This is a genomic window from Luteibacter anthropi, assembly GCF_023699965.1.
GTDB classification, from domain to species: Bacteria; Pseudomonadota; Gammaproteobacteria; order Xanthomonadales; family Rhodanobacteraceae; genus Luteibacter; species Luteibacter anthropi.
In genome coordinates, this window is the sequence record NZ_CP077072.1 from 85,975 (window position 1) to 99,528 (window position 13,554).

11 protein-coding genes are annotated in these 13,554 nt (G+C 64.7%); 5 read left to right on the plus strand and 6 right to left on the minus strand.

The features are described 5' to 3' along the window. Nucleotides 1-16 precede the first annotated feature (16 nt). Genes pqqB through KR767_RS00440 form a run of 5 tightly spaced genes read left to right on the plus strand, consistent with a single transcriptional unit; the run spans nt 17 to nt 4,989 of the window. Nucleotides 17-928, plus strand: a complete 912-nt coding sequence (pqqB, locus tag KR767_RS00420) for a pyrroloquinoline quinone biosynthesis protein PqqB (RefSeq protein WP_166947179.1) — start codon at nt 17-19, stop codon at nt 926-928. Between the two features lie 9 nt (nt 929-937). Beyond that, nucleotides 938-1,687, plus strand: a complete 750-nt coding sequence (gene pqqC / locus KR767_RS00425; protein WP_250877750.1) for a pyrroloquinoline-quinone synthase PqqC — start codon at nt 938-940, stop codon at nt 1,685-1,687. Further along, nucleotides 1,684-1,950: a pyrroloquinoline quinone biosynthesis peptide chaperone PqqD gene (gene pqqD / locus KR767_RS00430; protein WP_250877751.1), complete on the plus strand. Its 267-nt coding sequence runs from the start codon at nt 1,684-1,686 to the stop codon at nt 1,948-1,950. Before pqqC ends, pqqD begins: the two co-directional genes overlap by 4 nt. Beyond that, a complete protein-coding gene (gene pqqE, locus KR767_RS00435; protein WP_250877752.1) occupies nt 1,922-3,082 on the plus strand; it encodes a pyrroloquinoline quinone biosynthesis protein PqqE in 1,161 nt (386 codons plus the stop codon). The genes pqqD and pqqE overlap by 29 nt, the downstream gene beginning before the upstream one ends. After that, the gene (locus KR767_RS00440) at nt 3,079-4,989 is read left to right on the plus strand and encodes an alpha/beta hydrolase family protein (protein WP_250877753.1); all 1,911 of its coding nucleotides are present in this window, start codon (nt 3,079-3,081) and stop codon (nt 4,987-4,989) included. The genes pqqE and KR767_RS00440 overlap by 4 nt, the downstream gene beginning before the upstream one ends. A gap of 77 nt (nt 4,990-5,066) precedes the next feature. On the opposite strand, the gene KR767_RS00445 is transcribed toward KR767_RS00440, so the two are convergent. The 6 genes from KR767_RS00445 to KR767_RS00470 form a co-directional block, all read right to left on the minus strand. Beyond that, nucleotides 5,067-6,296, minus strand: coding sequence for an MFS transporter (locus KR767_RS00445; RefSeq protein ID WP_250877754.1), 1,230 nt, complete (start codon nt 6,294-6,296; stop codon nt 5,067-5,069). Nucleotides 6,297-6,524: 228 nt separating this feature from the next. Beyond that, nucleotides 6,525-6,956: a hypothetical protein gene (locus tag KR767_RS00450; protein WP_166947187.1), complete on the minus strand. Its 432-nt coding sequence runs from the start codon at nt 6,954-6,956 to the stop codon at nt 6,525-6,527. 42 nt (nt 6,957-6,998) lie between these two features. Then, nucleotides 6,999-7,973 (minus strand): multidrug resistance efflux transporter family protein, encoded by a 975-nt coding sequence (locus KR767_RS00455; RefSeq protein WP_250877755.1) that lies wholly within the window; start codon nt 7,971-7,973, stop codon nt 6,999-7,001. An 890-nt stretch (nt 7,974-8,863) separates the two neighbouring features. Beyond that, entirely contained in the window at nt 8,864-10,576 is a 1,713-nt protein-coding gene (gene recJ / locus KR767_RS00460) for a single-stranded-DNA-specific exonuclease RecJ (RefSeq protein WP_250877756.1), read from the minus strand. Continuing rightward, nucleotides 10,573-11,559 (minus strand): phosphoglycerate mutase, encoded by a 987-nt coding sequence (locus tag KR767_RS00465; RefSeq protein WP_250877757.1) that lies wholly within the window; start codon nt 11,557-11,559, stop codon nt 10,573-10,575. The genes recJ and KR767_RS00465 overlap by 4 nt, the downstream gene beginning before the upstream one ends. 1 nt (nt 11,560) lies before the next feature. Next, nucleotides 11,561-13,450, minus strand: coding sequence for an ABC-F family ATP-binding cassette domain-containing protein (locus KR767_RS00470; protein WP_250877758.1), 1,890 nt, complete (start codon nt 13,448-13,450; stop codon nt 11,561-11,563). Nucleotides 13,451-13,554 lie beyond the last annotated feature (104 nt).

Sequence of the window (13,554 nt, forward strand, 5' to 3'; positions counted from 1 at the left end):
GGACGAACGGATCACCGTGCATATCCAGGTTCTGGGCTCCGCCGCCGGCGGCGGCTTTCCGCAATGGAACTGCAACTGCGCCAACTGCGCCGGCTTTCGCGCCGGCACGCTGCGCGCCACGGCGAGGACGCAATCGTCCATCGCGCTTTCCGACGATGGCGTGCACTGGGTGCTATGCAACGCCTCTCCCGACATCCGTGCACAGCTTGCCGCTTTCGCGCCCATGCAGCCCAATCGTGCGCTGCGTGACACCGGCATCTCGGCGATCGTGCTGCTGGACAGCCAGATCGACCATACGACCGGCCTGCTCAGCCTTCGCGAAGGATGCCCGCATGAAGTGTGGTGCACGGACATGGTCCATGAGGACCTCACCCAGGGGTTTCCCCTGTTCCGCATGCTCACGCACTGGAATGGCGGCCTCACGCACCGGGGCATCGTGCCGGGCCAACCATTCGTGATTGCCGCATGCCCACGTCTGCGTTTCACGCCTTTTGCCTTACGCAGTGCCGCGCCGCCTTATTCGCCGCATCGCGGCGACCCGCATCCTGGCGACAACATCGGCCTGGTCGTGGACGATCTCGATACGGGCGGCCGCCTTTTTTATGCACCCGGACTCGGCGAAGCAGACGACGAACTGCGCCAGATCATGGCAAGCGCACACTGCCTGCTCGTGGACGGCACGCTATGGCACGACGATGAAATGCAACGATGCGGCGTCGGCACGCGTACCGGCAAGGAAATGGGGCATCTCGCCCAGCACGGCCATGGCGGCATGCTCGACGTGCTGGATGCGCTGAACGTGCAGCGCAAGATCCTCATCCATATCAACAACACCAATCCTATCCTGGACGAGGATTCGCCCGAGCGCGCCGAGTTGCAGCGCCGCGGCATCGACGTCGCCTGGGATGGAATGGGCATCACTCTCTAGGCGACGATCGTGACCCAGGCGCTATCCCGCGATGCATTCGAACAGGCCCTGCGCGACAAGGGCCGTTACTACCATAGCCACCACCCCTACCATGTAGCGATGTACGAAGGCCGTGCCACGCGCGAACAGATCCATGGCTGGGTGGCCAATCGCTTCTACTATCAGGTGAACATTCCCCTGAAGGATGCCGCGATCCTGGCCAACTGCCCGGATCGCGACACTCGTCGCGAATGGGTCCAGCGCATCATCGATCACGACGGGGCACCCGACGAAGGTGGCGGTATCGAGGCATGGCTCACGCTCGCCGAAGCCGTGGGACTGGATCGCAAGCAGGTGCTATCGCAAGAGCTGGTGCTGCCTGGCGTACGCTTCGCGGTGGATGCATACGTCAACTTTGCTCGGCGAGCGAGCTGGCAGGAGGCGGCAAGCAGTTCGCTCACCGAGCTATTCGCCCCGGAAATCCACCAGTCGCGCCTCAGCAGCTGGCCGCAGCATTACCCATGGATCAACGCGGAAGGCTATGCCTACTTCCGCACACGACTCGGGCAGGCACGCCGCGACGTCGAGCACGGCCTCTCGATCACGCTCGACCACTACACAACGCATGAGGCCCAGCAGCGCATGCTGGACATCCTCCAGTTCAAGCTCGACATCCTGTGGACCATGCTCGATGCCATGAGCATGGCCTATGAACTGCATCGCCCGCCCTACCATAGCGTCACGACGGAGCGAGCCTGGCACAAGGGAATCGCCCTGTGAGCCGTGAACGCATTCCGCACTGGCGTCCTGGCTATCGCTTCCAGTGGGAGCCCGCGCAGGAAGCCTTCGTGCTGCTGTATCCCGAAGGCATGGTCCGCCTCAATGAAGGCGCCGGCATGATCGGCGAACTCATCGACGGCCAGCGCAGCGTCGGGCAGATCGTCGCAGCACTTGCGCAGGAGTTTCCCGAAGAAGATATCGGCAGCGACGTAGACGACTTCATGCAGGTGGCCCATGAAAAGCACTGGCTCCGCTTCGCCTGACGCCGGCCGGTCCGGCATGCCGTTCTGGCTGCTGGCCGAGCTGACTTATCGCTGCCCGTTGCAATGCCCGTATTGCTCCAATCCGCTGGATTTCGCGGCACAGGGCAAGGAGCTGACCACCGAAGACTGGTTTCGTGTGCTGCGCGAGGCGCGTGCCATGGGTGCGGCGCAGCTGGGCTTTTCCGGTGGCGAGCCGCTGGTGCGGCAGGATCTCCCTGAACTCATTGGCGAGGCTCGCCGGCTTGGCTTCTACACCAACCTGATCACCTCCGGTATTGGCCTGACGGAAGCAAAGATCGCCGACTTCCGCGAACGAGGCCTGGACCATATCCAGATCAGTTTCCAGGCCAGCGACGAGGATATGAACAACCTCATTGCCGGTTCGCCCAAGGCTTTCGCGCAGAAACTCGCCATGGCGCGCATGGTGAAGGCGCAGGGCTATCCCATGGTGCTGAACTTCGTGACGCACCGTCACAACATCGATCGCATCGACCGCATCATCGAACTCTGCCTTGCGCTGGAAGCCGACTACGTGGAGCTGGCCACCTGCCAGTTCTACGGCTGGGCGCATCTGAACCGGCTCGGCCTGCTACCCACGCGCGAGCAACTGGAACACGCCGAGCGCGTCACGAATGAATATCGTGAGAGACTGGCACGCGAGGATCATCCCTGCCAGCTGATCTTCGTGACGCCCGATTACTACGAGGAACGCCCCAAGCCCTGCATGAGTGGCTGGGGCAGCATCTTCCTCACGGTGACACCTGACGGTACCGCCCTTCCCTGTCATGGCGCGCGGCAGTTGCCCATTGCCTTTCCGAACGTTCGCGAGCACTCGCTGCAACACATCTGGTACGACTCGCCAGGCTTCAATCATTTCCGTGGTGACGGCTGGATGCCCGAGCCCTGCCGATCCTGCGACGAGAAGGACAAGGACTTCGGCGGATGCCGCTGCCAGGCCTTCATGCTGACCGGCGACGCCAGCGCGACCGATCCGGTATGCGCGAAATCACCACGGCACGACCTGATCCTGGCGGCCCGCGCCGAGGCGGAAACCGCCATGAAACGGATCGACCAGCTGACCTTCCGCAATGCTCCCAATTCCCGCCTGATCGCACGCGTTACACCGACATGAGCCCACCGCTGACCGCAGCCCAGGCCGTCGCTGCCGGCACTGACTTCACCGAACTCGCCGCCGCTTCCGGTGTGCTCGTGTATGGACGATTCGATCCTGCCGATGGCACGACCCGGCTATGGATGCATCGCGACGGTCATACTGCTTGCCTCACGCCCGATGGCTACAGCGTGCGCAGCCGGGTCTACGAGTATGGCGGCGGTTCGTTCTGCCTGGGTGACGGTGCCGCCTTCTTCGTCAACGAGAAAGACCAGCAGGTCTACAGGCAATCGCTCGATGGATCGCCACCTGCGCCATTCGGTGGCATGGACGATGCGCGTTATGGCGATCTCGTTTACGACGAGGTACATGCCCGCATACTTGCCGTGGAAGAACATCCGGAAGGCGGCCGTTTTCCGGTCCATCGACTGGTGGCCATCCACGCACAGGGCAAACGACGCGTGCTCGCCGAAGGCGCCGATTTCTACGCATCACCGCGCGCCCACTCGCACGCACTCGCCTGGATCGAATGGGATCGTCCTCACCAGCCGTGGACGCGCACGCGCCTGATGAAAGCGTCGCTTGATCAGCAAGGACAGGTATCGCGCCCTGCCACGGTCGTGGCCGAAGGCGACGAATCCATCCAGCAGCCGCTCTTCGACAACGATGGCGCACCCATGGCGCTGACGGATCGCGATGGCTGGTGGCGACCCTGGCGATTTTCGGATGACGCGATGGACATGCCGTTACGGAGTCCGCTCGCCGATCACGCAGGTGCGCCCTGGCAGATGGGAACACGTACATGGGTGGTCTTGCCGGATGGCTGCCATGCCGTCTGCTGGTTCGATCGCGGATTCGGGCGGTTGTCGCTGCTGGAGGGCGACGCATGGCATGACCTCGCATCTGACTACACGCGTTTTCGCGCGCTGGCCGTGGATGGCAACCACCTATACGCCATCGCGGCGTCGCCGACACGCCCCTCGACGGTCATAAGCATCGACCTGCACACGCGGGACCTCATCGTGATCGCAGGCGGCGAATCACCGCTGGCCGAAAGCTACATCGCATTACCCCAACCCATCACCTGGCCGGTACATGTAGGAGCGCGCCTCGCGCGCGACCGGTCATGCGAATGCGTTGATGGTGTTCGCGACAACCGGTCGCGCGCAAGGCGCGCTCCTACAGAGGCTAACGAAGCCTCTCACGCCACGACCGCCCACGGCTTCCTCTACCTTCCCACATCCGAAACCCCACCCCCACTCATCGTCTTCATCCACGGCGGCCCCACCTCCGCCACGCATCCGGTCTTCGACCCCCGCATCCAGTTCTGGACCGGCCACGGCTTCGCAGTCGCCGACATCAACTACCGCGGCAGCACCGGCTACGGCCGTGCCTATCGCGATGCACTGCGCGGCGCATGGGGCGTCGCAGACGTCGAAGACGCCTGCGCCCTCGTCCCCTGGCTTATCGCGCAAGGCCTCATCGACCCATCGGCCGCCTTCATCCGTGGCGGCAGTGCCGGGGGCTACACCGCGCTTTGTGCACTCGCATTCCGCGACGTGTTCCGTGGCGGTGGAAGCCTGTATGGCGTCAGCGATCCCATCGCCCTGGCGAAAGACACCCACAAGTTCGAAGCCGACTACATGGACTGGCTCATCGGCGACCCGGATGCCGACGAAGCCATCTATCGCGAACGCACGCCACTGCTGCATGTCGATGGCATCCGCGTACCGGTCATCTTCTTCCAGGGCGGCCGCGACGCGGTCGTCGTGCCCGCCCAGACCGAAGCCATGGTCGACGCCCTGCGCCACAGGGGCATCCTATGCGAGTACCACGCCTACCCCGAAGAACGCCACGGCTTCCGCCAGGCCACCAACCTCGCCCACGCCCTGGATCACGAACACGCCTTCTACCAAAACCTCCTGTAGGAGCGCGCCTGCGCGCGACCGGGGTGGCGTAAGCGATGAAATTTTCCGCGATAGCCGGGCGCGCGCAAGGCGCGCTCCTACAGGGGTAGAGGGACGAGGCGGCGGAGCTTCATCGCGATGGCGAGGCCTGCCAGCACAAGCACGCCGACGTATGCCGCCACGCCATTCCAGCCGGCATGTGTCCAGGCGAAGCCACCGAGCGACCCGGCGATGCTGGAGCCCATGTAGTAGGAGAACAGATAAAACGATGATGCATGTGCCTTGGCGAACGGCGCTCGCTTGCCTACCCAGCTGCTCGCGATGGAGTGGCCGCCGAAGAAACCGAACGTGACCATGGCAATACCCGTGACGATCGCCCACAGCGACGACGTCGCCGTCAACGCTACACCCGCCAGCATGATGACGAAGGTAGTCCACAGCACCCGGCGGCGACCTAGCCTGCCGGCGATGGAGCCCATCCATGCGGAACTGGCCACGCCGATCAGGTACACCGTGAAGATGGCGCCGACATGCGATTGCGACAGCGAGAACGGCGGCGCCAGCAGGCGGTACGAGGCGTAGTTGTAGATGGTGACGAAGGCACCCATCAACAGGAACGCTTCGGCAAACAGCCAGGGCAGACCCTTGTCGCGCCATAGCGAACCAAACGAAGCCAGCAGCGCACGCGGATGTGCGCGGCGTTTTTCGAAATGCAATGACGTCGGCAAGCCTTTCGCAACGAGCGCGCAGGCGACGAGGCCCAGCGCACCGATCACGCCCACGGCCACGCGCCACGATGAGTGATCGGCCGCGAAACCGGAGATCAGGCGTCCCCCCATGCCACCGATGGCGTTGCCGCCGATGTACAGGCCCATGGCAAAGCCGAGTGAATCAGCGTGGATCTCCTCGCTGACGTACGTCATGGCGACCGCCGGCAGGCCGGCTAACGTGATGCCAAGCATCGCGCGCAGCACGAGCAGTGTGGACCAGTTGGGCGCCATCGCGGTGGCAAGCACGAGCAACGACGAGCCCAGCAGGGAAGCCAGCATCACGGGCTTGCGGCCCCACATGTCGGACAGCGCGCCGGCGAACAGCATCGCCACGGCCAGTACGCCCGTGGTGACGGAGAGCGACAGCGAGCTGCTCGCCGCGTCCAGGCCGAAGGCTTTGGAGAAGGCCGGCAGCAGCGGCTGCACGCAGTACAACAGGCCGAAGGTGGCAAAGCCCGACGAGAACAGGGCCAGGTTGGTGCGCCGGAATGCCGGCGTACCGTGACGAATGCGCCGATCAATTAACGCCGCCGGCGCGGCGGGCGAGGAGCCGTCCACGGGAACCTCCAGGAGATGAACCATAGAGACAGGTTAGACCCTGAATTGAGTCGGATCGATAAGCCAAGCCATCCGGTTCAATATCCCTGACGAATCAATCGCACCCTGTAGGAGCGCGCCTTGCGCGCGACCGGTTATCGCGATCCCTGTCCATTCCGCCAAAACCGGTCGCGCGCAAGGCGCGCTCCTACAGAGTCATGGGTATCGAGGCCCATCCATGCAGAAAGGCTAGCGCGACGCCTCGCCCGAGGCCGCCCCATCCCACTGCACCGCCGCCGCCAGCTCGTCATCCGACAGCCCCAGCCCTTCTCCGTCGTCCCCCGGCGTGATGGTCACCACCCGCCCGTCATGCCGGGACAGCTCCCGGTCGCCCGAGGCCACCAGAATCCTGGCCTTGGCCTCATCCCCACTATGCAGGGTCAGCAAGGTCTTGCCACCCGCCACGAAACGCACCCCATCCCCGTGTTCCAACCGTACCGCCTGCACCACGCCCGCCCAGCGGGCCGGACCAACGAAGGTGAAACCTGCCTGGGCGTCGCGCCATTCGAAACGCCGCATCGGCTCGGCCGAGGGGGCGGGCTCGCCATGGGTGCCTGGCGGCGGCGAGGTCTGGGCGAACGCTGGCAGCGCCAGGAGCAAGGCGAAAGCGGCGATCTTCATGGAAGCCTCCGATAGGTCTACACAGCGTACGCCGACCGCGCCTCAGGCGCCTCTGTCGCCCGTCGAAGCAGGATCGACCGCTGATTCCCGCCCACTGACCCAGGCGAAAAGAACGATGCCCAGCACGATGGCCACGGCACCGAAGGCGGCCAGCGTGTCGGGGAACGGCTCGCCGAGGAAGGCCACGCCGATGCCCGTGGCAAACAGCAGTTCCGCCGCCTGCATGGCTTCCACCGCCGCCAGCGCGGTGGGCTGCCGGCCGACGCTTTCAGTGGCGTGGAAAAAGAGCACCGTGGCGATCACGCCCGACGACAAGGCGACACCGCCGGCCAGCAGTGCCTCCCGCAGCGTGGGCGGCCCCACGGTCATCCAGGTCACTACCGCCAGCAGCAGCCATAGCGGCCAGCTGGCGAGGGTCATGCCGAACACGCGCTGCACCGCGCCCAGCCGGGTGCCGCTGCGCTCCAGGTGCAGCAGGATCATCCGGTTACCCAGCGGGTAGGCAAAGGCGGCGAAAACCACCGCTGCCACCGAAAACCATGCCGCGGCATCGAGGGTGCCGTTTGCATGACCCAATTGCAGGAGCAAGACACCTGCGAGGATGAGCAGGCCGATGGACAGTGTGCCCAGGTGCCAGCGGGCGCGCTCATCGCGGTAAATGAAGGGCGCCAGGAGCGGCCCGGCAAGCACCGTCGTCTGAAAGCTGCCGGCCACCAGCCACGATGGGCCGCTGTTGGCGGCCCAGGTCAGCGGCAGGCCGAACAATACGAAGCCGATGCCGCTCCAAAGGAGCCAGGTGCGCGGATAGGTGCGCAGTTCGTGAGGCAAGCCACCGAGCCCTCCCTGGAACGGCAACACGAGGGCAAGCAAAGGCAAGGTGATGAGATAACGCAGCACCACCGCCCATTGCCAATGGCCCCCCTCACTGACCAGGGCCCGGTTGAGTACGTAGGTGAAGGTGAAGAACAGCGCCGATGATAAGGCGATCGCCACGGCTTTAAGGGCGGTTGGACGCATGGTGGCTCAGCAGCAAAACGAATGTACCAACTATGCCAGATGCCCCCACCCGTCGTTCCAGCGAACGCTGGAACCCAGTGCCTCGGTCCACCAGAAAACAAGGCAACGTTACATCGGCCTTATGTAGGTAGCATGCCCGCGAAAACCCACTGCATCGCACTGGGTTCCTGCGTGCGCAGGAACGACGTGAGGGGTAGTGAGGTAACGGCAAGCCCGCCACCCCGTCGTTCCAGCGAACGCTGGAACCCAGCGCTTCGGTCTGCCAGAAAACAAGGCAACGTTACATCGGCTCTTATGTAGGCGGCATGCCCGCGAAAACCCACTGCACCGCACTGGGTTCCTGCCTGCGCAGGAACGACGTGAGGGGTAGCGAGGTAACAGCAGCCCGCCACCCCGTCGTTCCAGCGAACGCTGGAACCCAGCGCTTCAGTTCACCAGAAAACAAGGTGACGCTACATCGGCTCTTATGTAGGCAGTATGCCCGCGAAAACCCACTGCATCGCACTGGGTTCCTGCGTGCGCAGGAACGACGTGAGGGGTAGTGAGGTAACGGCAAGCCGCCACCCCGTCGTTCCAGCGAACGCTGGAACCCAGCGCCTCGGTTCACCAGAAAACAAGGCAACGTTGCATCGGCTCTTATGTCGGCAGCATGCCCGCGAAAACCCACTGCATCGCACTGGGTTCCTGCCTGCGCAGGAACGACGTGAGGGGTAGTGAGGTAACGGCAAGCCGCCACCCCGTCGTTCCAGCGAACGCTGGAACCCAGCGCCTCGGTCTGCCAGAAAACAAGGCAACGTTACATCGGCCTTATGTAGGCAGCATGCCCGCGAAAACCCACTGCATCGCACTGGGTTCCTGCGTGCGCAGGAACGACGTGAGGGGACGACTGATTACATGGGTTCCAGGTGGGTGAGCAGCAGGCGGACGCTTTCCCTGCCCTGCCAGTCGTTCACCGTCAGCTCGTAGGCTGCACGGAAACGCTGTGGGGGCGGCGTGCCGTCGTAGCAGCTGAACATCACGGCATCCAGCGGGGCGCCACCTTGTTCGTGGCGCAGCTGGAAACGCAGGTGTCGTGTTCCCATCGGCTTCCACGACGCACATTCGAACACGTTTTCGAACAGTGGCGGCGGGAAGCCCTGCCCCCATGGGCCAGCGTGACGCAGCTGCTTTGCCAGTTCCAGCGTGTGGTCGCGGTAATCCAGTTCGCCATCGGTATGGATCGATGCCTGCAAGCGCTCTTCGTCGAGATGAGCGATCGCCACGGCATCGAAGGCGGCGGCAAAACGTGCGAAATCTTCACTGCGCAGGCTCATGCCGGCAGCCATGGCATGGCCACCGAAACGCAGGATCAGGCCAGGATGCTTCGCATCGATTTCCGCCAGCGCATCGCGGATATGAAAGCCGGGAATCGAACGTGCCGAACCTCGAAGCTCGTCCGTTTCGTCACCCGCTGGCGCGAACGCCATGACCGGACGATGCAGTTTGTCCTTCAGCTTCGAGGCCACCAGGCCCACGATGCCCGCATGCCAGCCGGGATCGAACAGTGCCACGCCTACGGCATCCACGTGGGCCGCCTTCGCCACCATGCGTTCGGCTTCGTCCACCATGCCCGCCTGCATCTCGCGGCGTTCCTGGTTGATGGCAGACAGCTGTTCCGCATAGCGACGGGCAATGGCCATGTCGTCGGTGAGCAGGCAGGCCACGCCCAGCGACATGTCTTCGAGGCGTCCCGCTGCATTGAGCCGAGGGCCAATGGCAAAACCGAGATCGGTGGCGGCTACCGTGGCAACGGAGCGATTGCTTGCCTCGACCAGCGCCGTGATGCCGGCACAGGCACGCCCTGCCCTCATGCGCCGCAGACCCGCTTCGACGAGGATGCGGTTGTTGAAATCCAGCGGCACGAGGTCGGCGACGGTCCCCAGTGCAACGAGGTCCAGCAGCACGCTCAGGTCTGGCTCTTCGCCTTCGGCAAAACGCCCCTGCTCGCGCAATGACGCACGCAAGGCGAGCAAGAGGTAGAACATGACGCCTACCCCCGCTAGCGCCTTGCTCGGGAAACCATCACCGGAAAGATTCGGATTCACCATCGCATCGGCGTCGGGCAGCACATCGCCCGGCAGATGATGATCGGTGACAAGCACACGGATACCGCGCGCATGCGCAGCGGCTACACCGGCCACGCTCGCCACGCCGTTGTCGACGGTGACGATCAGCTCGGGTGCCGGATCAAGCGAGGCAACCAGCGCTTCACTCAGGCCGTATCCGTGGACGAAGCGATTAGGAATGACATGGCGCACCTGGGTCGCGCCAAGCAGACGCAATCCACGTACAGCCACTGCCGTGCCGGTGGCACCATCGCAGTCGTAGTCGCCCGCGACCACGATGCGCCAGTTCTCGTCGATGGCCTGGGTAAGCAGGGCCACGGCGCGATCCATGCCGCCCAGTTGCGTCGGCAGCAGCATGCGGGCCAGCTTGTGTTCCGCACCATCAGGCGTGCAGACGCCTCGCGCGGCATAGATGCGCTGAAGCACCGGATGCGTCCATGCGGACCAGCCGCTGGGCGGTGCCTCCATGGCACGCCGGTGCCACTGCTTGCCGCTCATGCCTTGCGCCAGAAGCGCAGGCGATGAAGCTTGCGCAGCACCATGCGCCGGCCATCGGCAAAGGACAGGCGAAGTTCCACGCCTGCCTCGATGCGCGACTGCAGCCAGGGCCACCAGTCGCGTTCGAAAGCGGTGGGCTGCACATCCTGAAGATCAAGCAAGCTCACCTGTAGGAGCGCGCCTTGCGCGCGACCGGTGTCGCGAGATGTCTGGTTGCTGGCGTTATCACTCGGCGCCTGGTCGCGCGCGAGGCGCGCTCCTACAGGGAGTGACGACCTTGGCTGGATGTCTACGTTGGCTTTCTGGGCCAAGGCCCAGACCAGCAGGTCGTCGCTGTAGATACGTTGCTGGCCGCATTCCACCCAGTCGGGCAGCACGCCCGCGCCCCACAGCCATACGCTGTTGATCGGCGGCAGGCCTTCCTGCATGCGCAGGGCATTGGCCGGATGATTGTGCAGTACCACCTGCGCTTCATTGATGAGCGCGCGCCAGCGCCGGCCGTCATCGCCCTGGGGCAGTTGTTCGAAAAGATCGGCGCCCAGCGCTTCTTCCGGCTCAGGGAACGACGGTACCTGCACGTAGTCGGGCACGCGTAGCTGCCAGTGCTGCGGATCGCCCACCGACAGGCTCATGCCTTCGGCGGTGAAGGTTTCAGCCAGTGCGTCCACCATGTTCGCCGCTTCTTCCGGCAGCACGCCGAGATTGCCGCAGCCAAGCAGTCGTGCACCGTTGAGCTCCGGCTGTACCCATGCCGGATCGGCGCAGACCCAGAGTGCATTGCCGGCATCACCGGCAACGGCCTGGCGAATCAGCGCGGCGGCAGGCAACGGACCCGCCGGCCAGCGGAAATGTTCCGCCAGCGCAGCAAGATAACCCGGCACCGCCGATGACAGCGACGTGCCCCGCGCAAGCCATTGGGCGAAGGCGGGAATAGGCGCGAGCTTGTCGCGGCCGGGCAGCAGCAGGTGCAGGACGTCGGCCATGTCAGGCGTCGAGCTTTTCGAGAAGGTCGAGCCATTCCAGTTCGAGGGATTCCTTCTCCCCGCGCAGCTCGGCCTGACGTTGCCCCAGGCGCATCAGTTCCGCCGTGGAACCGCCATAGACTGCCGGATCGGCAAGCTTGGCTTCAATGGCGGCCAGCTCCTTGTCCATGCCGGCGATCAGGGTTTCGATCTTCTTCACCCGGGCGCGCAGCGGTTTTTCCTTCTCGCGTTCCTCGGCACTGAGCTTGCGCTTCTCTTTCGAGGAGCTCTGGATCGGCGCTTCGGGTGCAGCGGAAGCCACGGCTGCGGTCTTGCGCGTGGTGGCGCGGGTCTTCAGCCACTTTGCGTAGTCGTCGAGGTCGCCGTCGAACGGCGAGACATCACCGTCGGCCACGCGCCAGAACTCGTCGCAGACCATGCCGAGCAGGTGGCGGTCATGCGAGACCAGCACCAGCGCGCCATCGAAGGCGGACAAGGCATCGGCCAGCGCTTCGCGCATGTCGAGGTCGAGATGGTTGGTCGGTTCGTCGAGCAGCAGCAGGTTGGGCTTGTCCCAGGCGATGAGTGCCAGGGCGAGTCGCGCACGCTCGCCACCGGAGAACGCGTCCACGGGTTCGAAGGCACGATCGGCGGGGAAGTTCCACGTACCGAGGTAATCGCGCAGCATCTGCGCACCGGCATTGGGCGCCTTCTGCTGGAGATGGTCGAACGGGCTCGCGCCTTCGATCAGGCTTTCCACCGTGTGCTGGGCGAAGTAGCCGATCTTCGTATCCTTGTGGAAGCCACGCTCGCCGGTCATGGGCTCCAGTTCGCCCATCAACGACTTCACCATGGTGGACTTGCCGGCGCCGTTCGGGCCGAGCAGGCCTATGCGGTCGCCGGATTCCAGGCCGAAGGCCACATCGCGCAGCACTACGTGCGAGCCGTAGCCCGCGTCGATGTGATCGAGCTGAAGCATCGACGTGGGCAGGCGATCCGGTGCGGGAAACGAGAAGCTGAAGGAGCGCTCGGCGCGCACGGCCTCGGTGCCGGCCATCTTTTCCAGGCGCTTCATGCGCGACTGCGCCTGCTTGGCCTTGCTGGCCTTGGCCTTGAAGCGGTCGATGAAGGATTGCAGGTGGGCGCGCTCGGCCTGCTCGCGCTCGTGCGCGATCTGCTGCTGGCGCAGGTGTTCGGCGCGCTGGCGTTCGAAGGCCGTGTAGTTGCCCGTGTAGAGCTTCGCCGTGCCGTCGTGCAGGTGCATCGTGTGCGAAGTGACAGCATCGAGGAACTCGCGGTCATGCGAGATGATCAGCAGCGTGCCCTGGTAGCGGCGCAGCCATTCCTCGAGCCACAGCACGGCGTCGAGATCGAGATGGTTGGTGGGCTCGTCGAGCAGCAGCAGGTCGGACGGTGCCATCAGCGCGCGGGCCAGGTTGAGGCGCACGCGCCAGCCACCGGAGAACGAGGCCACGGCCTGTTCGTGGGTTTCCGGGCTGAAGCCCAGGCCGTGCATGAGGCGACCGGCGCGGGCGCGGGCGTCGTAACCGTTGAGCTCTTCGATGCGATGGTGGGCGCGGGCCACGGCTTCGTGGTCTTCGGCCAGGTAGGCCTCCTGCTCGGCCTTGAGGGCCGCCGCCACCTCGACATCGCCGCCCAGCACGTATTCGATGGCCGGATCGGGCAGCGCCGGGGTTTCCTGCGCCACCGAGGCCAGGCGCACCTTCGAGGGCATGTCGAGATCGCCGACTTCCGGTTCCAGCTCGCCCTTCAGCGCGGCGAACAGCGTGGACTTGCCGCAGCCGTTGCGGCCGATGACGCCAAGGCTCCAGCCGGACTGGATGGTGAGGTCCATCTGCGAGAGCAGCGTGCGGCTGCCCCGGCGCAGGGCGAGGTTGCGGAAGGAGATCATGATGGGCAATCAGCGATAGGCGACTGCGCATGATAACGGCCCGGCCGCGCCGCGTCGCCCGAAACGCGACGTAGCACACAGCCGTGAAGACGGCAGCGTGGCGG

Excerpts from the sequence above, each read along its gene's own strand:
- pqqE (WP_250877752.1), top strand. The coding sequence starts at position 1,922 with ATGAAAAGCACTGGCTCCGCTTCGCCTGACGCCGGCCGGTCCGGCATG.
- KR767_RS00440 (WP_250877753.1), top strand. The coding sequence starts at position 3,079 with ATGAGCCCACCGCTGACCGCAGCCCAGGCCGTCGCTGCCGGCACTGAC.
- KR767_RS00450 (WP_166947187.1), bottom strand. The coding sequence starts at position 6,956 with ATGAAGATCGCCGCTTTCGCCTTGCTCCTGGCGCTGCCAGCGTTCGCC.
- KR767_RS00455 (WP_250877755.1), bottom strand. The coding sequence starts at position 7,973 with ATGCGTCCAACCGCCCTTAAAGCCGTGGCGATCGCCTTATCATCGGCG.
- recJ (WP_250877756.1), bottom strand. The coding sequence starts at position 10,576 with ATGAGCGGCAAGCAGTGGCACCGGCGTGCCATGGAGGCACCGCCCAGC.
- KR767_RS00465 (WP_250877757.1), bottom strand. The coding sequence starts at position 11,559 with ATGGCCGACGTCCTGCACCTGCTGCTGCCCGGCCGCGACAAGCTCGCG.
- KR767_RS00470 (WP_250877758.1), bottom strand. The coding sequence starts at position 13,450 with ATGATCTCCTTCCGCAACCTCGCCCTGCGCCGGGGCAGCCGCACGCTG.